Consider the following 18678-nt stretch of genomic DNA (forward strand, 5'->3'; position numbering starts at 1 on the left):
CCATGCCCGGATTTGCCCGCGACGATGCTCCGTACCTCACCGCGAACGGTGACACCGACGCCCTGATGCGCATGATGCTCGAACTCGCGTCCGAGACATGGGTGCTGCGCGACCGGTTGACGGTCATCGAGCACACCTTGGCCGGAGCAGGCATCGACCTGTCTGCGATCGACCAACCGGTGAGCGACCCGGAACTCGCCGGCCTTCTCGCCGAACAGCGCAACCTGCTCACCGAGCGGCTGATGGCTGCGGCGAGTGGGGCTTCCCTGGGACCGGTCCAGCCATGAAGGTCTTGAACTACCTGATCCGCAAGCTGCTGCTCTTGGCGACGGTGATCGCGGGAGTGACCACCTTCATCTTCATCCTCGTCCGGTTGTCGGGCGATGCTGCCGAACTGATGTCACCGCCCGAGGCCAGCGAGGCCACGGTCGAGGCGACGCGAGTCCGGCTCGGTCTCGACGCCCCGGTCCTGGTGCAGTATCTCGACTCGCTGCGTGGTGCCTTCACCATGGACTTCGGAACATCGTTCGTCTCCAAGCTCGATTCCGGCTCGCAAGCCTGGGCTCGGTTGGGACCCAGTCTGTCGCTCGTCATTCCGGCGCTGCTGTTGTCGGTGTTGCTGGCCGCAGTGGTAGGTGGATATGCGGCCCTGCACCAGGCTCAAACGCGGGGCCGGCTGCTGATGGCGGTCGCTTTTGTCCTGGACGGCATCCCCTATTTCATCACCGCGTTGCTACTCGTTCTGGTCTTTGCGATCAACCTCGGTTGGCTGCCTGCCACCGGGGCCGGGGGCACGATCGGTTTGGTCCTGCCGATCATCGTCCTGACCATTCAGGGCTTCTCGACGCTCTCGCGGCTCGTGCGTGGACAACTCATCGACGCGCTGGCCCAGGGGCCGGTGATCATGGCAAAGTCCAAAGGTCTCGCACCGCGGACGGTTCTGGTCAAACATGCTTTCCCCCTCGCGATTCCGCCGATCGTCGCCTTCCTCGGAATCCTCTTCTCGCTGTTGATCGGATCTCTGTTGATCCTGGAACCGATGCTCAACTATGCCGGGCTCGGACAACTACTCGTCCGTAGTGTCTCGGCGCGAGACTTTCCGACGGTGCAGGCGTGCGTCTTTGTCATCGCGGTGCTGATCACTCTGATGAACATTGCAATGGATGCCGTTGTGCATCTTCTCGATCCCCGACTCCGAGCGAAGGCGTCCTCATGAGCGCTACGACCACCACACCGCGCCGGTCGCAGGGCCGGGTCCGCGAAATCCTCGGCAAGGCCTGGTCGAATCCTGCCGGAAAGATCGGCTTCTGCCTACTGGGTCTGCTGGTGATTCTCTCGGTGTTCGCACCGTTGATCGCCCCGCACGATCCGACCACGCAGATTCTTGCCGATTCCAACACTCCCCCGATGTGGATGGGGGGAGAGGGCGGTTACTTTCTCGGCACCGACTCGCTCGGGCGAGATGTGTTCAGCCGCGTACTCTATGGGTTGCGATTGAGTCTGACCATCGGCGTGGTCACGGCGACCATCAGCGCGTTGCTCGGTTTGTTCCTCGGCGTACTCGCGGGATACTTCGAACGATTCATCGGACCGGCGCTCCTGCGACTGGCCGACATCCAGTTCGCGATTCCGTTCATCGCGGTCGGCATCGCGCTGACCGCGGTCCTCGGTCCCGGCATCGTCACCCTCGTGGTCGTGCTGTCGGTCTGGTCCTGGACGATCTACGCGCGCACGATCGTGCGCTCGGTGTCGCAGGTGCGCCGCCTCGACTTCGTGGTCGCAGCGCGCACGCTTGGCGCGTCGACATCCCGAATCATGCTGCGGCACATCGTTCCGAGCGTGATAGGACCGGTCATCGTGTTGTGGTCGGTCAGCGTTGGGGTGACGGTTCTGGCCGAGAGCGGATTGAGTCTGCTCGGTCTGGGCGTGCAGGCGCCAGGGTTCTCTCTGGGATCTATGTTGGGTGACGGCCAGACCGCGCTGCGCCTGGCCTGGTGGTCGATTGCCTTCCCCGGTGTGGCATTGCTCTTGATCGTCCTGTCTTTCAACATGGTTGGCGACGCGATCCGCGATGCGCTGAACCCTGGCGCCCATGCCAAACCACAGAATCCGGAACTGACATGAACCAGAAGGTACCCAGCGCTCCCGACCTCGACGCGCTGTACGGGCAGGTGCCCGACGACGTCGCGGCGTGGATCGAAGGACTCGATCTCGCTCAGACCGTCGCGGGAATCAGCGTGCCCGCGACTTCGCAACGGCCGGTACCCTTTCCGGCCACCGAAGAGGTCATCGCGCTGGCCCCGTTCGGCGACGCCGGTATCGTAGATGCCGCGGTTGCCGCGGCGACGGCGGCAGCTCCGGGCTGGCAGGCGATCTCGTGGGCACAGCGGCGAGCTGCGCTGTACTTGTTCGCCGGAGCACTCGATGAGGACGTCTTCACGCTGTCGATGCTGCTGGTTGCCGAGACGGGCCGCCCGCTGCGGCGGTGTGTCAGCGAGGTGCTCAGTGCCGCGCGCTTTGTCCGAACGATCGCCGATACCGGTCAGATGGACACGGACATAGTCCATCCCGACAAATCGATCCGGATGACCGGACGCCCCCTGGGTGTCGTCGGGGCCATTGCACCGTGGAATTCGCCGGTATTGCTCGCGGTGGTGAAAGTCGCGAATGCTTTGATGGCCGGAAATACGATGGTGCTCAAGAGTTCACCGTTCACGCCGCTATCGGGTCTGCGGTTCGGGATTCTGGCGAGGGAGATCTTTCCGGCGGGCGTCCTCAACGTGCTCAACGGTGGACCCGAGGTCGGGGCGGCCATGGTCGCCCATCCCGGCGTGGCAAAGATCTCGTTCACCGGATCGACTGCGACAGGCAAGGTGATTGCAAGGGCTGCAGCAGATCAGCTCAAACGGATCACCCTCGAGCTCGGCGGCAACGATGCCGCGATCGTGATGGCGGATGCCGATCTCGGCCGATTTGTCGAAACCGCGTCACAGGTGGGTCTGCTCAACTGCGGTGCGTTCTGCGCGGGTGTGAAGCGGATCTACGTCCACAGCAGTCGGGTCGACGACATGGTCGATCTCTTCGACAATCGTTTACGGCCAGTGCAACTCGGTGATCCGTTTGATATCACGACCGAGATGGGGCCGATGCAGAATCGTCCCCAGTATGAACGTGTGCTCGGCTTGAACTCCGCAGCCCGCGCGGCAGGCGGTCGGGTCCACGGACATCGTGGCCCGATTCCTGAGCGGGGTCTGTTCATCGCCCCGACGGTGGTCACGGGTCTGCCGTCCGATCACCGGCTCGTGGTCGAAGAACAATTCGGTCCGGTGCTCCCGATCATCGCGTTCGATTCGATCGATGATGCTGTCGCCCAGGCGAATGCGAGCGAGTACGGATTGGGTGGTTCGGTGTGGGGCAGCGATGTCGAGGCGGCCGAGGCTGTGGCCACGCGGCTCGATGTCGGCTCGGCCTGGGTGAACCAGCATGGCGCTTTCGACGCCGCGATCCCGATGCCATTTGCCGGCCAATCCGGAATCGGTATCGACTACGGCGGATTCGGCGTACACGAGCACAGTCAGCGCACGGTCGTGAACGTCGCGCGGTGAAGCATCCCGCATGGTGATGGTGCCGCAAGCAGCGGTACTGTTACCCATATGATGGAAAGGCGATAGCCATATTATGGAAATCACAACTTTGGACTCGTTTGAGTCTCTCGGCGCGGACACGGTCCGGGTAGCTGCCGCACAATTCTTCTCCGGAACCGATGTCGCTGCGAACACCGAACTGTGCGCCGCCTACATTCGCGCCGCGGCGGCGGTCGGTGCGCAGCTGATCGTGTTGCCAGAGAACAGTAATCGACTGCGGAACTACGGCAGCCGCGAAGAGTGCCACGAACTCTCCGAGACACTCGAAGGTGAGTTCGTCGCCGGTCTCAAACAGGCCTGTCGTGATGCCGGCATCCATGCGGTCGTCGGCGTGGACGTGCGTGGCGCCACGGCGCCGGACGTCTACATCGCGTCGTTGCTGATCGGTCCTTCCGGGGACCTGCTGTACGTCCACCACAAAACCGTGTTCTGGGACTACGAGTACACGCTCTTCACACCGGGAAGCAAAGAACTCGAGGTCTTTGACACCGAGGTCGGCCGTCTCGGACTGCTGATGTGTGCCGACGGCATCGTTCCGGATGTTCCCCGAGTACTGGGAACCATAGGCGCGCAGGTCTTCTGCAACTCTCTCAACTCTCGCGGGCCCGACGAACTGCGGGTCCATGTGCCCCTGCGTGCCATGGAGAATCACGTCTGGCATATCGCGGCGAACACTGTCGGAGGCCCGGCCGACGCCTGGCCATGGATGGGTGGGTCGCAGATCGTCAGTCCGACAGGCGAAACTCTTGCCTGCGCCGGTGAGGAAGATGAAGGCCTGATCTGGGCCGACATCACTCCTGCCCTGGCCGACAACAAGGACGTACCGGGTTTCGCCGACGTATTCGGCTGGCGCCGCCCGGACCTGTACGGCGACCTGATCAGCGAGCACGACTCGCTGCCCGTGGCATCGATGCTCGGTCCGGTGGATCCGCAGCGACCATCACAGTTTCTTGACGTTGCAACGCTGCAGGTTTCGTACTTTCACAACCAGGAATGGACGATAACCCGCGCGGTCGGGCAGATCGCCCACGCCGCAGCGCAGGGTGCAACCCTCGGGGTGCTGCCGGAGCTCTTCTGCTTCAGACCCGGCGAGGTGGCCGCAGATCCGGCCGCGGCCGCAGTGATATCCGCGCGGGTGCTCGAAACCATTTCCGCTGCGGCCAAGGAGCATTCGCTGTGGGTGGCGGTCAACCTCGTCGAAGAGTCTGTTGACGGTGGTCACCACAGCACCGCGTATCTGATCGACGACAGCGGCACCGTGGTCTTCCGATACCGCAAGACCCACCTCGACCACGCAGATCTGCAGTGGGCGCGCCCCGGTGACGCCATCGAGGTCGCCCACACCGAGATCGGGGCGATCGGGATGATGATCGGCTCGGAGGTATGGGTTCCCGAGGTGATGCGACTGCTCACCTTGCGTGGCGCCGAAGTTGTTGTGCATCCGGCGAACTGGGACCGAAAGGAGGCGCCCGAGATGGCCGCCACCGAGCGGACGGAAGAGAACCGCGTGCACCTCGTATCGGTGAACCGGCTCGACAGCCCGGCAATCGTCGGCAGCCAGATCGTGCGCGCCGATCCGTTCATACCCGGCCAGCCGATCGCGCTCATGCGTTATCCGTCCGCGCAGTGGACCAGGCACGGCTTCGAAGAACAGCTGATCGTGCGGCTCGATCTGCGGGAATCACACAACAAGATGATGGGGTACCACCTGGACCCCGTCGGTAGCCGTCAACCGCATTTGTACGGACCACTGCTTGCCGAGAAGAGCTGAGACAGAACATGTCTGTGAACACAGAACGCACCATGGAGACGGTTGTGGTGGCCGGCATGGGGCCGGTGGGTATGGTCGCGGCCCTGAAGCTGGCCCAGTTGGGTCACGAGGTCCTGGTCCTCGAGGCAGGCGACAGCTTGTCCGGCGAATCACGGGCGTCGACCTTCCATCCGTCGACTCTCGAACTGCTCGAAGAGCTCGGTGTTGTCGACGACCTGCTTGCGGTGGGACTCGAGGCGCCGGTCTTCCAGTACCGGGAACGCGACGGCACGGTCCTCTCGGAGATGGACATGGGTCTGCTCAAGGGAGAGACCAAGTACCCGTACCGGATTCAGAGCGAGCAGGACAACCTGACCCGCATCATCCACGAGGTCCTGGCCACGATGCCCAATGTGACGTTGCGGTTCTCCAGTCCGGTGGTGCGGGTTGAGCAGGGACACGACCACACCCGGATCTTCCTGCCCGACACCGACCGCGATCGTCCGATCCTGACCCGATGGTTGATCGCCGCCGACGGCGCGCAATCGGCGATCCGCAAGTCGCTGGGGGTCTCGTTCGAAGGACGGACATACGACGAGCGTTTCCTGGTCATCTCGACGACCCACGAGTTCCGCGACGACTTCGCGGATCTCGCGTACGTCTCGTACATCTCCGATCCGGAGGACTGGGGTGTGCTGCTGCGTACCCCCAACCACTGGCGCGCACTGTTCCCGATCCGGGACTCCGAGTCCGATGAGCAGGCCCTGGAGCCCGCAGCGCTGGAAGCGCGGCTGCAGGGTATCGCGGCTCAGCCGACGGCGTACGACATCCCGCACGCATCCATCTACAAGGTGAACATGCGTGCGGCCGCGACGTTCTCGGTTGGCCGCACGCTGCTGGTCGGAGACGCCGCCCACGTCAACAACCCGCTTGGCGGCATGGGTATGAACAGCGGCATCCACGATGCGTGGGCAGCTGCGCTCTGTGTGGACGCGGCACTGGACGACACCGACGACACCCATGCGGCAACGTTGTACAGCGAGCTGCGTCGTGATGCCGCACTCAACCATGTGCAGGCCCAGGCGCAGAAGAACTACGACTCGATGCGCTCCGACGACGACGAGGTCCGGGCTGCCCGTGCCGACGAGCTCTCGGAGATGGACATCGAGCTGCTCGACAAGCGGGCGCACCTGCGTGCCTCGGCGATGTTCACCTCGCTGCGGATCACGCTGGGCCGCTTGGCACGTGAGTTGCATGCGGTTCCGAAGACCGCCCGGCCCGCTGGGCGCGTCCTGTCGGAGAGGCTCTGCTACGGCCCCGTGATTGCTCCTGGGGTCTATGACGGGGTGACGGCGCGCGCCGCCGTCGACGCAGGTTTCGGTGTCGCTTATGTATCCGGGGCTGCCGTGTCGGCGACCGCGCTTGGCCGTCCTGACCTGGGTTACCTCGGGCTGGCCGAGATGACCGAACAGATCCGGCGCATGACCGCGGTCACGGACCTGGCGTTGATCGTCGACGGAGATACCGGTTACGGCGGTGTCCTGCAGGTCGGCGAGGCCGTCGAGCGATTCGAGCGGGCCGGTGCTGCAGCCATCCAGTTCGAAGATCAGTTGGCGCCCAAACGATGTGGACATTCCGACGGCAAGGAACTGATTCCGGTCGAAGAGATGACGGCGAAGGTCGCAATGGCGGTGCGGAGCAGGCGCAGCGCGCTTGTGATCGCACGCACCGACGCGCTCGCGGTCGACGGTGAGGAGACCGCGCTTGCGAGGATTCAAGCGTATGCGGCGGCCGGCGCAGACCTGATCTTTGTCGAGGGCGCATATACGGAGACGCAACTGCGTCGCATCCGCGACGCAGTGCCCGGCGTGCCGCTGATGGTGAACCTGTCCGAGGCCGGTGATCATTCCGCGCTCCCGCCGGAGCGTGTCCTGGCCGAATGCGGTGTCGCCCTGATGATCTACCCGGTTGGCCCGTTGTTGGCCGCGGCCGGGGCGGTCGCCCAGACGTACCGATCAATTCGTCGTACAGGTGCCTCGGGCCAGTCACATCAGGACTGGCAGGCCCTCACCGAATCGCTGGGCGTGGGTGCTGAGTTGGCAGTTGACGCCGAGGTCGGCCGGTGGGCGAAGGCAAAGCTGGCGCAGAGCACCACTTCAATCGAGAGGGACCCACAATGGCAGGAACCGGTACGTCAGTGATCACCAAGGGCAAGAAGTTCGGGCTGATCGTTCCCTCGACGAATACGTCGGTGGAGCGCGAGTTCCACCGGATCCGGTTGCAGGACTCGTCCTGGCACACCGGGCGGATCATGATCAAGGCCGTGGCCTTGGACTCCGCCGACGCGTTCGGGTTGTTTCGGGAGAACCTGAACGAGGCGCTCCCCGCAGCGTTGGAGACGGTGATGACCGCCGACCCCGACTACATCGTGATGGGGATGTCGGCGGAAACCTTCTGGGGTGGAGTGGCCGGCAACGCTGAGTTCGAGGCCAACGTTCGCCGCCTGACCGGCCTGGGGGTGTCAACCGGAGCAACCGCAGCCGGTGAGGCACTGAAGGCGTTCGGGGCGCGTCGAATCGGCGTGATGACGCCTTACCAGCCTGTCGGTGATGAGCAGGTTCGTAAGTACTTCACCGAACTGGGCTTCGACGTGGCAGGCGTGCACGGCCTGAAGTCGGCATCGGCCACATCGATCGCAGACGAGACCCCGGAAGCCATCCGGGCGGGCTTCCTGGCCGTCGACGGCCCGGACGTCGACGCATTGATCCAGTGTGGAACGAACCTGGAGGCGATGCAGGTGGCGGCCGACCTCGAGCGTGAACTCGACAAGCCGGTGATCGCGATCAACCTCGCCACACTCTGGCATGCGTTGCGAGTGAACGGGATCAAGGATCAGGTCGACGGCTTCGGTTCGTTGCTTGCCAAGTTCTGACCCCTACACGGTTTCGACGACTGCAGACCCAGAAGCACACGCTCCAGTCATAGGCACACGTTTGAACGTGTGCTTATGACTGGTACGTGTGCTTTTGTGGTCATGTAGCAGGCGTCTAGAGGCCCAGTGCCTTCTCGAGCGTCGGCCATGCCTTCGGCAGTTGGTCCTTCCAATACGGCCAATCATGCACCCCGACCGGCTCGTACGTCACCGTCGCCGGAATATCCAGCTCGTTCAGGCGATTTTCCATCGTTCGGGTGCATTGGTTCGAGCCGACCTCAAGTGCACCGCCGACAATCACGGTTCTCGCGTAGTTGTCTGAATTCGGATCTTCGTGCGGACCTGGCAAGCCGTTCCCGACTGACATGTAGATGTGTTTACCGCGCAATGCTCCTGCATTGATGACGGAATCGTGCGCCTTCCATTGTTCGTTGCCGAACTCGCCCCAGATGTTGCCCGGGTCGCCGCCCAGAAGTGAAGCACTGAGCTGGATGGAGAGACGGCCCACAGCATCACTGGTCGAATAGCATCCGCTGAACGACGCCACTCCGTCGTAGATATCCGGATTCCTATGGGCGAGCATCATCGCAGCTTGCGCGCCCATGGAATTTCCGGCGATTGCATTGACGCCGTTGGTGTTCAAAGCGTTGTCGATCAGTGGCGGCAACTCTTTCGTTGCGAAGGTTTCCCACCTGTTCAGGCCGAGGACTGGGTCGATCTTCTCCCAGTCGGTGTACACACTCGAGCGCCCGCCATTGAGCATCACGACATTGACGTTTTTGTCTGCGAAGAAGCTCTTGGCACCTGCCTGGTACATCCAGCCACTGGCGTTGTCCCCGGCGCTAACTCCGTCGAGCATGTACAGCGTCGGACGCTTCACCGAATTGTCTGCGGGCAGCAGGACATCGAGTGTCACCGCACGGCGCAGTGCTGGTGATTCGACTTTGTACCGAACGTGCTTTCCGGATTCTCCGGTCTTCTCGATTGCCGGGACGAGGATGTCGTCGCGTAGGACCGGCGGCGGGCCGGGATCCTCCTGGAACGGTCCCGGTACGGTCGATCCGGAACCGACGCTGCCACTGCCTGAACTGCCCAAGCTCGGTGCTGCGCCGGAGACTCCGCTGAACATGAGTGTCGCGGCAGCGGCGACCGCTCCCACCGTGCCCAAGCACGCGGTGCGCCGCAATATTGAATGAGCGGTACGGGTCGTGTGGCCCATCGGTTCCCCCAGGTAATGACTCAGTAAAGGTTGAATCGAAACATACCGCATCTTTAATTGAAGGCTGTTCGGTGATGGTCGCCCCAAAATAATGAGACCAAATTGTTTCTCAAAAGCGGAGTTCACCCATGGTCGTAGGTTTCTTCGGATTAATCCCTTTCGGGGACGACGATGTGAACGCTTGTACTTCGATTCTGTTCACTAAACGGAAACCAACCTGTTCGGCACCAGGTGGTATTTGGCGAATTCGACAGTTGATCGGCTTAGGTCTGGCCTTGCAGTGTGTGGGATCTGACCGCCGTTCTCGGCGTCCGGTGGTCGGGTCTCCACGTGATCAGCAGGGCCAGTGCGAGGAGGATCTCTGCGATGTCACCCCAGTAGTACATGAGCGTTCCGCCGTCTCGGAGTTCTTCCGGTGGTGCAGCAATTTTCACGAGTATCCCGGCGTACAGGAGTTGGGCAATGATGGCGTGCCCGGCAATGGCCGCGCCGAGAACCACCAGCCGCGTGCGTACCGATGGGCGGTCGGGTCCGGGGTCTGGGCCGGCGATCATCCAGGCGAACAGGTATCCGGCGATGAAGAAGTGCACGTGAATTGCTCCGTGCACCAACGGATTGGCCTCGGCGAGTCCGAACAGCGGCGTGAAGTACAGCAACGCCAACCCGCCGAGATTCGCAGTGAGCAGGACAATCGGATTGGTGGTCAGGCTTGCGGGTTTCGACCGCAACAGATGCACCAGTGAGCGACCCCACCGCGGCGGGACCGACCTCAAGACCAGAGTCATCGGCGCGGCCAGGACGAGTGCGAGTGGCGCGAACATGCCGATCAACAGATGTCCGAGCATGTGGTCACCGAAGCTGTCAGACACCGATGGGCGCAATGCGATGATCAGGATCGCGATGCCGATCATGAAGCTCGTTGTGCGCCAGTGATTCCAGCCGCGAGGTTCCCGCGCACGCAGGAACGCGGCCATCAGATACATGCCGGCGACAACGGCCATGGCGGTATAGGGGAGGACCACGTCCCAGTCGATACCGGGCTGTGCCGACGATGCGTGAGCCAGGGCGCTCATGTCGGGAGTTCCGCTGTAGGGGCCTCCGCATCGGTGGGACGTGCCGAACGCTGCAGAAACCAGCCGACCGCGATGAGTGCCGCACCCAGGATCAGGAACCCTATGTCCCAGAGGGTTTGGTGTTCACCTCCGCGGACGTGGTGAATCGCGAGGATGTGATGGTCGATGATCCCCTCGACGAGGTTGAAGGAACCCCAGCCCACCAGCACCCATCCCCACAGGGCGCGTGAGGTCCACAACCGGCGCCTGGAGCTCGTCACCCGGGAGAAGAGCAGTGCCAGGCCGATCAGGACGGCGAGCCAGGTGAACGTGTGGAAGAACCCATCCCACAGTGTGTTGATCTTCAGTCCGTGAACGGTGTCGGAGGGGTAATAACGCACACCGATGTGGTCACTGTTGGTGCTGGTGAGCATGTGGTGCCATTGCAAGATCTGATGTAGCAGGATTCCGTCGACGAACCCGCCGAGTCCGATGCCAAGCACCACACCGGGAAGCGTCAGCGATCTGGCCGTCGTTTCCGCCGTGGAGTCTGCGGATGTACTCATTCGATCCCCTTCGGAGGTGGTGTTCACCTGCACCGATGCGCGAACTTCGTTCAGTTCATGACGCTCGGGTAGGTGACACGGGTAGCCGATGGGGCGTGGTCGCAAACATCGAACGAGGCCCCCCCGGGGAAGTCTCCTTCGAGCCGGTCATTCCTTCAGGGTGTTGGCCATCCAGTCCACAGTTTGCATGCCGAACAGGTCGGTGCCCCATCCGTACAGGTTGGTCAGCGCGTTGAGCATGCTGCAGTCCGATGGTTGATAGCTGACCTCGGTACCTCCGGCCCGATACTTCGCGGTCAGATCCCGGGCATCCTGGGCCGGGACCAACGACATCGGTGAATCGTCGGCTACGCAGGACGTGATCAACACCTTCGACTTCGGTGTCTTGGTTCCCAGCAGGTTGTCGTTGTAGACGTGTTGGAACTCTGGGATATCCGCCGGGTTCTGGCCGCTGGTGAACAGCGTGCGCAGCGGCAGGAACGGTGTCGCGAAGTAGGCGGGTGTCTGACACTGGGTCCGGAATACATCTGCCATCGCCTTACCGGCGGGAGTGAGTTTCTCGTCGATCTTCATCTCCGGATAGCGCGGTTCGAGGCCTAGCAGCGTCGCGAACGCGAAACCTGAACCCACAGACCCGTCGGCGGTGCGAATGAAGTTGCGCTGGTTGACGACCATGCCTTCTAACACGGTCGACTTCACGTTGAGTTCGGGAGCGTAGGTGGCGTGATTCTCGGCCGCAAATGCTGCGCCGACGCCGCCGCCCGCAATCCCGAAGATCGAGATCGGGGCATCAGCGCTCAGGCCTGCCTCGGGCAGGGCCAACGCGGCCCGCACACCGTCGAGGTTCGCATTACCGCCGAACTTTCCGGCAAAGACGCCGTGAGGCAACGGATCACCGTCGTTGCCGACATCCGAGATCATCACCGCCAGACCTTTGCCGAAGATCTGGCCCAGCGGTCCCAGCGCAGACCACGAGGAACCGTCCATCGGCGCGCCGCCCGTCCACTGGGTGCTGGGATGGCAGTAGGCGCCGACGCTGTCGTTGGCTTCCTGATACGCGACAACGCCACGTTCTGAGTTTTTCTTGCCGTCGCGGGGAATCATCAGGATGCCGGTACTGATCTCGGCGATGCCGTCGAGGTCGGTGGTGACGTACATCAACTTATAGGCGTCGATGTTGCCGGGACGAAACCCGGTGAACTGCACCGCAACCGGTTTGGCCTTGAGGATGGTTCCCGGTTTTTCGTCGCCTCGAAGTCGCGGCTCGTCGTAGAACGGATCGCCTGGGGCCAGGCCCTGGAAGATCTCGTCGGGGCTCGCAACACGGCCATCGGCGAACGTTCCGATGACATAGCCGTTGAAGACCTCACCCAGGTCTGGAGTACGCACCGGTTCTGCTTGGACCGCTGGGATATTCACAGACACTGCCACCAGTGCAGCCAGGAGGATCGACAGGGTTGCTGAAAGGCTTTTCACGACACGCTCACCTTCGTACCGGCTGCGGCTGACTCCAGCAGCGCCGGGATGCTCATGATCGGACGGTGTGTTTCGAGCTGGGTTTCATAGGGCGTGCGCAAGATCCGTTCCAGAGCCGGCCAATCGTCGTTCACCAGAATCTTGTACTTCGGCAGCAGCTCGGTGGTGATGTAGTCCCACCGCTCTTCGTATTCCGCCCAATTCCAGGTGGGCAGTGGGCTGGTCAGGATTGCGGTGCGACCGTCGGCGAGACGGGTGCTGATCTCGATGGGCCGAAATGACCTCGGGGCGATGACACCTGCCACAGATGGGGAGCCGCCTACGGTGCTCACGTAGGTGATCGCTTCTCCGACATCGTCTTTGTAGGCACGGGTCTGATCCCACTGCCCTTTGATGACCTGTCCTTGCTCACGTTGCAGCAGAACAGCATTGCCTTGGGCGATTCGGTTGGGGTCGTGTGACGCGATATCGCGCCAGGCGTCGAGGATGTCATCGCCGAACAGGCCTGCCGCCCGCATCTCTTCGAGTGGGGCAAGGCCGCCGACCACGTACGCGCGGTGCATGGGCATGAGGTCGCTGAAGATGTTCTTCTGCATCACCAGAATGTTCCCGAGGACGAAATGCAGATCGTCGGGGCTCACCGTGGATCCGACGCGTGCGAGTGCCCGCAGTCCGGGCGGCAGTTGCTCGACGAGACCGGTGGCGATCTGGTTTGCCTGCCCGACAATGGTATTGGCGAGACCTTGCAGCCGGGTCCAGTCGAAGATGTTGGTTGCGAGTTCGAAATCGATGAGCCCGCCACCGAAGTCTGCGCCTACCTGGCCGGCCATCCCGGCCCACTGGAGCTCGCGGTGATTCAACTGGAGTTGTTCATAGAAGGTGTACGACTTGATCAGATTCTGTCGATTGGCCTCGACCCCGAGTCGGGGATTCCACGTGGGCAGATCGATACCGGCGGCAGTTGTGGTCTCGACCAGCCAGTACTGGTAGAGCAATGCCGCGTAGCGGTTTGGTGCCACAGCTCCGGCGCGGGCTTGGTCGAGGAGGGTCCGCAGTTGTGCGGGATCGGTGGGCAACGCGGAGTTCACACCGCCCGGGCCGCGGGATGCGTCCCGATTTGTCAGCGGTAGATCGAGGTAGCGGTCCAGGCTCGGGGCTGGGTCGGCCTGGGCAACGCCTCCGACGCCACAGAGGGTCAGGAGGGCGGCAATGGTCACCACTCCCAGGCGCAGGAACGGGCGGCGCAAATGAACGTCACGATCATATCTCATTTATGTCTCATTTCGGCTCGCAATTTCAATGAGACGATATTGCAGAAGCGTCCCGATGGATACCCGGGTGCAGTGGCAGTCGACGGATTGCCGCAGCTCAGGGCCGCCTGCCGGAGGTATATGTGACTCGATTCATAGTTAGTCGGGCTTCTGGCGTATGCCGGGTAGGGCGGGTATGCGCTCAGAGCGAGGGTCCGGTGGTGTGGATACCGACCCTTTGGACGCGACCGTGAGAGTTGAAGTCCCCGCGGGTGGAACTTCCGGCATGCTTGAGGGGTGGATGCGTTCTTTGAGTTCGTGGGCAGTTACTGGTGGCTGGTGTTTGTGTTCGGCGGAGCGATCGGTGGTGGCCTGAAGACGATCGGTGCGGCCAACGAGCGTCGCGCAGAACGCCGGCAGGAGCGGTATCGCCTCAAACAGCAGGCGAAAATTGCGGAGATCGAGGCATCCGGTGAACGGCGGTTGGATGCCGAAGCCGTGCGGCGAGACATCGCGAAGACCCTCGATGAGCACAATCAGACCGATGCGCGCTGGTTTGCCTACGAACTTGATGCCGCGACCCTGCTCGACTTCCCGATGATGATCGACCTGCGTGACCCGCTCACCATCGACTTCCATCGGGCGAAACGTAAGGCCGATCTGTTGCGGCCCGACAGCGGCGACGACCTCCTCAAGGACAGCGAGCGCAGGCGTGAATACCGCGATGCGGTGCACGAGTACGCCACCGCCTTCGACGTCGCCGAAACCGAGGCGAAGCGCCGCCGCCGGTCGGGTTTCACCGAGCCCGAGCAAGAGCGACTGCGCCGCGGACAGAATCTGCTACATCTCGCGCAGGACACTGAGGCACCGCAGCATGAACGGCGCAGTGCATATGACAGGGCGCGCAAGGAACTCGACGGGTTGATCGTGTTGCCTGCCGCCACCACGCAACAGCTCGAGCAGCGGGTCGCCGGTCAACTCGAGCGGTGACGACCCGCCACCGAGCCGGATGTCAGTCCCTGGGAGGCGGTGCCACCTCGACGCCACCGGACTCGTGTTCGGGGCCGGCGTCGGGGTGTCCCTCGGGTACTCGATTCCGAAATTGTGCAGCCTCGCTGGGCCTCTCGGTGTCGACGGCACTGTGTGGTGCCCGATGGTAGGGGCCGGGCTTGGGTCGCGCCTGTCCTCCGGGAAAAGCGAGGCGGAAGATCGTCCGATGCACCTGTCCCCACTGGCTACCGAACGGACCTGAGTTGTAAGGCAATTCGTAGCGCTCGCAGATGTCCTTGACCTTCGGCGCCACTTCCGAGTATCGGGTGCTCGGCATGTCCGGGTAGAGGTGGTGCTCGACCTGGAAACCGAGGTTGCCGCTGATGACGTGGAACAGCGGACTGCCCTCGATGTTCGCCGAACCGAGCAACTGCCGGGCGTACCAACCCCCGCGGGTCTCGTTTACCGTTTCTTCCTTGCTGAATGTGTAGGTCTGGTCGGGAAAGTGGCCGCAGAAGATGATCGCGTGCGCCCATACGTTGCGGATGATGTTGGCGGTGAAGTTCGCCGCGAGGGTCGCCAAGAACGTTTGCTCGACCCCGGGAAGCGTGCGATCCATCAGCTCGGCGGCGACTTTGGCGCGTTTACCGGACCCGGGCGCGCGACGCAGCCGGTTCGCCAACCGCGACTTCCTGGGTTGATCGATGCGCCCGCCCGACCCGAGTTGTGTCAGGGCGAAGGCGCCTGCACTGATCGTCGGCCAGCCGATGTAGTCCTTGATCACCTGTCGCCGCATCTTGACGCCGATGCCCTTGAGGTCGTGCCAGAGTTCCGACATCGACTTCTCGCCCTTGCGAATGGCGTCGAGGTCGAGGTCGTGCAGCGCGACACCCCACTCGAAGAATGCGGTCAGCAGCACGTTGTAGAACGGTTGCGCGAGGTACACCGGGTTCCAGGGCTGGCGGGGATCGATCCGCATGATCTCGTAGCCCAGATCCTTGTCCTTCCCCCGGATGTTGGTGAAGGTGTGATGGATGTAGTTGTGTGAGTGTTTCCATGCTTCGGCCGTGGACGCGGTGTCCCAATCCCAGACCGAGGAGTGGATGTCAGGGTCGTTCATCCAGTCCCACTGTCCGTGCATGACGTTGTGGCCGATCTCCATGTTCTCGAGAATCTTCGCCATTCCCAGGCATGCGGTGCCGGCGACCCACGACACCTTCGACCTCGATCCCAGCAAGAGCACCCGGCCGGCGACGGCCAGATTCCGCTGGGTGGCGATCACGTTCTTGATGTACTGCCGGTCGCGTTCCCCGAGGTCTCCGTAGACCTCGTCGTGGATTGCGTCGAACTCTTTGCCCAGCATCTCTATGGTTTCGTCGGACAGATGCGCGAGCGGGCTCTGCTCGTTGTCGGTCCGGGCTCCGGTTGCTCCGGGGCGAGTTCTACCCTTGGCTTCGTCGATCGTCATGACTCTCCTTCGATCTACAGGTCGATTTCGATGTCGCCTTCGGCGCTGTTCACGCAGATCCGCACCGAGGCACCGGCCGGCTCGCTGACTTCACCGGTACGCAGGTCTCGTAGACTTCCCGACTTCACCGTGCCCACACACGTATGGCAGATGCCGATTCTGCAGCCGTACTTGAGTTCGAGGCCGGCATCTTCCCCCGCAGCCAGAATTGTCTGTCCCGGTTCGCATTTGGCATCGGTCTTGCTGCGGACGAACCGCACCGCGCCACCCTCTCCGGCACCGGCGGCACCGCCGATGATGGGCTGGAACCGCTCGAAATGGATGCGCTCTGCGGCGTCGTTGCTTTCCCAGTGTTCGACGAGGGTATCGAGCATTTCGCCCGGTCCCGAGCACATGGCCTCACGTTCCCGCCAATCCGGGCACAACTCGTCGAGATCTTCGGGTTTGATGCGGCCATCCTCGCCGGTGAATCGGATGGTCAAGTGCAACCCGTCCTGGCGCTGATCCATCTCACGCAGGTCGCGGTGGAACATCACCTGCGATTCGGTACGGGCCGAGTGGATCACCACCACGTCCCTCATGGCGTCGTTGTGGTCCAGGCTGCGCAACATGCTCATGATCGGCGTGATGCCGCTACCGGCACTGATGAAGAGCAGCTTGTCGGGACACGGGTCGGGGAGTGTGAACACACCTTCGATCTCGCCGAGCCGGACGATTTCACCCGGGCGGATCTTTCGCACGAGATACGGCGAGACCACACCGTTCTCGACGAGCTTGGGAGTAACTGCGATCAGGCCGTCCCTCGGCTCGGGATCGGAGGTCAATGAGTAGGCCCGCCAATGGAACACGCCATCGATCACCACGCCGAGGCGCACGTACTGACCCGGGAGATGACCCGGCCACTCGTATCCAGGCCTGATCCACACCGTGGCGGCGTCAGAGCCCTCCTGCCGGACCTCTTCGATGCGACCGCGCAACTCCCGAGTGGTCCACAATGGGTTGATCATCTCGAGGTAATCGTCGGGCTGCAACGGACTGAACAGGTGGCTGATCGCCCGGAGCGCCTTTCGGCGCAAGGCCGGGACCTGAGGCTTGGCTCCGCGTTCAGCCACGGCTGCCCCGCTTTGCCGTGGACAACTCTTTGCTCGATGGCATGCTCACGTGGACAACCCCCGGGGTCCGGTTCGAGCATCCTGCGATGCACGAAACTTGTCGGTCACCTGTTCGGCGACTCGGCAGGTACAGCTGCAAACTCAACCGAACAGACCGGTGGTTACCCAGTTCGCGATGTCCAAAACATTGTCAGGAAACGATTTCGTCAAGAATTGTCGGCCGGCCCCGATGCGGCGTCGGCCGAGGCCGGTGGCACGACGCCCGTTGCCAGGTTGCGTGCACTGGTCGATCGGCCGAGTATGGCGGTCTGGTCATCCACCTGGGTGAGCAGATTCGGCGCGTCGGCCAGCGACCGACGTTCCCCCAATGCTGAATTGAGCAGTGGTTTCAGCCAGCCAGCGACGCCGACCCATCTGGGTACGTAGACGTGGCGCTTGCGCCGCACCATGCCTCGAACGAATGCGGTTGCACACTCGTCCACCGACGCGGTCCTGCTCAGCGGACCGGGAAGCGAGTCGATGTATTCGGCAACCACCGATAGGTCGCTTCGAACGTCTCGCACCATTGGAGTGTCGATCCACGACATGTGCGCACTGCCGACCGCAACACCCTGATGGGCGACCTCGAGCCGTAGTGAGTTGGCGAAATGCTCGACGCCCGCTTTGCTGGCGTTGTACGACGCCATCCCGGGCGCTGCGAGATATGCAGCCATCGACGACACCACCAGCACGTAGCCCCCTCGTTCGATGAGAGAGGGCAGGGTCGCCCGCACGGTATGGAACACCCCGGTGATGTTGATGTCGATCACGCGGCGAAACGTCACCGGATCGACGTGCAGGACCGATCCGTAGCTTGCGATACCGGCGCAGGCCACGACCGCATCGATCCCGCCGAAAGCACTTACACCGACCTCTACCGCCGCTTGCACTGACGCCAGATCGGTTACGTCCGCGACCGCGGAGACGGCTGTCTTGGGGCCGAGTTCGTCGGCGAGTTGGCGCAGGGAACTCTCGTCGACGTCGACGAGGATCACCTCTGCGCCGCGAGCGGCCAGCGCGCGGGCTGTTGCTGCTCCGATCCCGCTCGCCGCCCCGGTGATGAGAACTACCTTGTTGCGCAGTGTCGCCATGATCGCCGTCCTTTGCCGAGGGTGGGGGAGTCGATCCCTTTGCAGGCGCAGACAGCCTAAGTAGCGCTCACTGCGGGCAGCGCGAGTAG

General features: G+C 62.8%; 16 protein-coding genes. 8 read left to right on the forward strand and 8 right to left on the reverse strand.

Translation table 11 applies throughout. The features are described 5' to 3' along the window. Positions 1–2 precede the first annotated feature (2 nt). The 7 genes from AC1TQG_RS09160 to AC1TQG_RS09190 all read left to right on the forward strand — a co-directional run bounded on the left by AC1TQG_RS09160 (position 3) and on the right by AC1TQG_RS09190 (position 8326). Positions 3–287 carry a hypothetical protein gene (locus AC1TQG_RS09160; protein WP_482136608.1) on the forward strand — a complete coding sequence of 95 codons (285 nt, stop codon included), beginning with the start codon at positions 3–5 and terminating at the stop codon, positions 285–287. Beyond that, entirely contained in the window at positions 284–1216 is a 933-nt protein-coding gene (locus tag AC1TQG_RS09165; RefSeq protein WP_482136609.1) for an ABC transporter permease, read from the forward strand. The genes AC1TQG_RS09160 and AC1TQG_RS09165 overlap by 4 nt, the downstream gene beginning before the upstream one ends. Next, positions 1213–2124: an ABC transporter permease gene (locus AC1TQG_RS09170; protein ID WP_482136610.1), complete on the forward strand. Its 912-nt coding sequence runs from the start codon at positions 1213–1215 to the stop codon at positions 2122–2124. The genes AC1TQG_RS09165 and AC1TQG_RS09170 overlap by 4 nt, the downstream gene beginning before the upstream one ends. Beyond that, on the forward strand, positions 2121–3605 hold the full coding sequence (locus AC1TQG_RS09175) for an aldehyde dehydrogenase family protein (RefSeq protein WP_482136611.1): 1485 nt from the start codon (positions 2121–2123) through the stop codon (positions 3603–3605). The genes AC1TQG_RS09170 and AC1TQG_RS09175 overlap by 4 nt, the downstream gene beginning before the upstream one ends. Positions 3606–3678: 73 nt before the next feature. Then, a complete protein-coding gene (locus AC1TQG_RS09180) occupies positions 3679–5415 on the forward strand; it encodes a nitrilase-related carbon-nitrogen hydrolase (RefSeq protein ID WP_482136612.1) in 1737 nt (578 codons plus the stop codon). A gap of 8 nt (positions 5416–5423) precedes the next feature. Continuing rightward, positions 5424–7595 (forward strand): FAD-dependent monooxygenase, encoded by a 2172-nt coding sequence (locus tag AC1TQG_RS09185; RefSeq protein ID WP_482136613.1) that lies wholly within the window; start codon positions 5424–5426, stop codon positions 7593–7595. Then, complete coding sequence (locus AC1TQG_RS09190) at positions 7571–8326, forward strand: maleate cis-trans isomerase family protein (protein WP_482136614.1); 756 nt, start codon at positions 7571–7573, stop codon at positions 8324–8326. Before AC1TQG_RS09185 ends, AC1TQG_RS09190 begins: the two co-directional genes overlap by 25 nt. 115 nt (positions 8327–8441) lie before the next feature. On the opposite strand, the gene AC1TQG_RS09195 is transcribed toward AC1TQG_RS09190, so the two are convergent. The 5 genes from AC1TQG_RS09195 to AC1TQG_RS09215 all read right to left on the reverse strand — a co-directional run bounded on the left by AC1TQG_RS09195 (position 8442) and on the right by AC1TQG_RS09215 (position 13910). After that, positions 8442–9545, reverse strand: coding sequence for an alpha/beta hydrolase (locus AC1TQG_RS09195; protein ID WP_482137301.1), 1104 nt, complete (start codon positions 9543–9545; stop codon positions 8442–8444). A gap of 263 nt (positions 9546–9808) precedes the next feature. Then, complete coding sequence (locus tag AC1TQG_RS09200; RefSeq protein WP_482136615.1) at positions 9809–10618, reverse strand: cytochrome c oxidase assembly protein; 810 nt, start codon at positions 10616–10618, stop codon at positions 9809–9811. Continuing rightward, the gene (locus AC1TQG_RS09205) at positions 10615–11163 is read right to left on the reverse strand and encodes a DUF2243 domain-containing protein (RefSeq protein ID WP_482136616.1); all 549 of its coding nucleotides are present in this window, start codon (positions 11161–11163) and stop codon (positions 10615–10617) included. The genes AC1TQG_RS09200 and AC1TQG_RS09205 overlap by 4 nt, the downstream gene beginning before the upstream one ends. Before the next feature lie 147 nt (positions 11164–11310). Beyond that, a complete protein-coding gene (locus AC1TQG_RS09210; RefSeq protein ID WP_482137302.1) occupies positions 11311–12618 on the reverse strand; it encodes a lipase family protein in 1308 nt (435 codons plus the stop codon). 17 nt (positions 12619–12635) lie between these two features. Next, the gene (locus AC1TQG_RS09215; protein WP_482136617.1) at positions 12636–13910 is read right to left on the reverse strand and encodes a hypothetical protein; all 1275 of its coding nucleotides are present in this window, start codon (positions 13908–13910) and stop codon (positions 12636–12638) included. 276 nt (positions 13911–14186) lie between these two features. Between AC1TQG_RS09215 and AC1TQG_RS09220 the strand changes: the two genes are divergently transcribed. Continuing rightward, the gene (locus AC1TQG_RS09220; RefSeq protein ID WP_482136618.1) at positions 14187–14879 is read left to right on the forward strand and encodes a hypothetical protein; all 693 of its coding nucleotides are present in this window, start codon (positions 14187–14189) and stop codon (positions 14877–14879) included. A gap of 22 nt (positions 14880–14901) precedes the next feature. Here the strand turns inward: AC1TQG_RS09220 and AC1TQG_RS09225 are convergent, their stop codons facing one another. The 3 genes from AC1TQG_RS09225 to AC1TQG_RS09235 all read right to left on the reverse strand — a co-directional run bounded on the left by AC1TQG_RS09225 (position 14902) and on the right by AC1TQG_RS09235 (position 18589). Next, on the reverse strand, positions 14902–16242 hold the full coding sequence (locus AC1TQG_RS09225) for a fatty acid desaturase family protein (protein WP_482137303.1): 1341 nt from the start codon (positions 16240–16242) through the stop codon (positions 14902–14904). 119 nt (positions 16243–16361) lie between these two features. Then, on the reverse strand, positions 16362–17459 hold the full coding sequence (locus AC1TQG_RS09230; RefSeq protein WP_482136619.1) for a ferredoxin reductase: 1098 nt from the start codon (positions 17457–17459) through the stop codon (positions 16362–16364). Between the two features lie 206 nt (positions 17460–17665). Beyond that, entirely contained in the window at positions 17666–18589 is a 924-nt protein-coding gene (locus AC1TQG_RS09235; RefSeq protein ID WP_482136620.1) for an SDR family oxidoreductase, read from the reverse strand. Between the last annotated feature and the right edge of the window lie 89 nt (positions 18590–18678).

The organism is Williamsia sp. Y844 (assembly GCF_056786475.1).

Bases quoted from the DNA above. Each gene is read 5' to 3' on its own strand.
- AC1TQG_RS09160 (WP_482136608.1), top strand. From the start codon at position 3: ATGCCCGGATTTGCCCGCGACGATGCTCCGTACCTCACCGCGAACGGT.
- AC1TQG_RS09165 (WP_482136609.1), top strand. From the start codon at position 284: ATGAAGGTCTTGAACTACCTGATCCGCAAGCTGCTGCTCTTGGCGACG.
- AC1TQG_RS09170 (WP_482136610.1), top strand. From the start codon at position 1,213: ATGAGCGCTACGACCACCACACCGCGCCGGTCGCAGGGCCGGGTCCGC.
- AC1TQG_RS09175 (WP_482136611.1), top strand. From the start codon at position 2,121: ATGAACCAGAAGGTACCCAGCGCTCCCGACCTCGACGCGCTGTACGGG.
- AC1TQG_RS09180 (WP_482136612.1), top strand. From the start codon at position 3,679: ATGGAAATCACAACTTTGGACTCGTTTGAGTCTCTCGGCGCGGACACG.
- AC1TQG_RS09185 (WP_482136613.1), top strand. From the start codon at position 5,424: ATGTCTGTGAACACAGAACGCACCATGGAGACGGTTGTGGTGGCCGGC.
- AC1TQG_RS09190 (WP_482136614.1), top strand. From the start codon at position 7,571: ATGGCAGGAACCGGTACGTCAGTGATCACCAAGGGCAAGAAGTTCGGG.
- AC1TQG_RS09195 (WP_482137301.1), bottom strand. From the start codon at position 9,545: ATGGGCCACACGACCCGTACCGCTCATTCAATATTGCGGCGCACCGCG.
- AC1TQG_RS09200 (WP_482136615.1), bottom strand. From the start codon at position 10,618: ATGAGCGCCCTGGCTCACGCATCGTCGGCACAGCCCGGTATCGACTGG.
- AC1TQG_RS09205 (WP_482136616.1), bottom strand. From the start codon at position 11,163: ATGAGTACATCCGCAGACTCCACGGCGGAAACGACGGCCAGATCGCTG.
- AC1TQG_RS09215 (WP_482136617.1), bottom strand. From the start codon at position 13,910: ATGAGATATGATCGTGACGTTCATTTGCGCCGCCCGTTCCTGCGCCTG.
- AC1TQG_RS09225 (WP_482137303.1), bottom strand. From the start codon at position 16,242: ATGCTGGGCAAAGAGTTCGACGCAATCCACGACGAGGTCTACGGAGAC.
- AC1TQG_RS09235 (WP_482136620.1), bottom strand. From the start codon at position 18,589: ATGGCGACACTGCGCAACAAGGTAGTTCTCATCACCGGGGCGGCGAGC.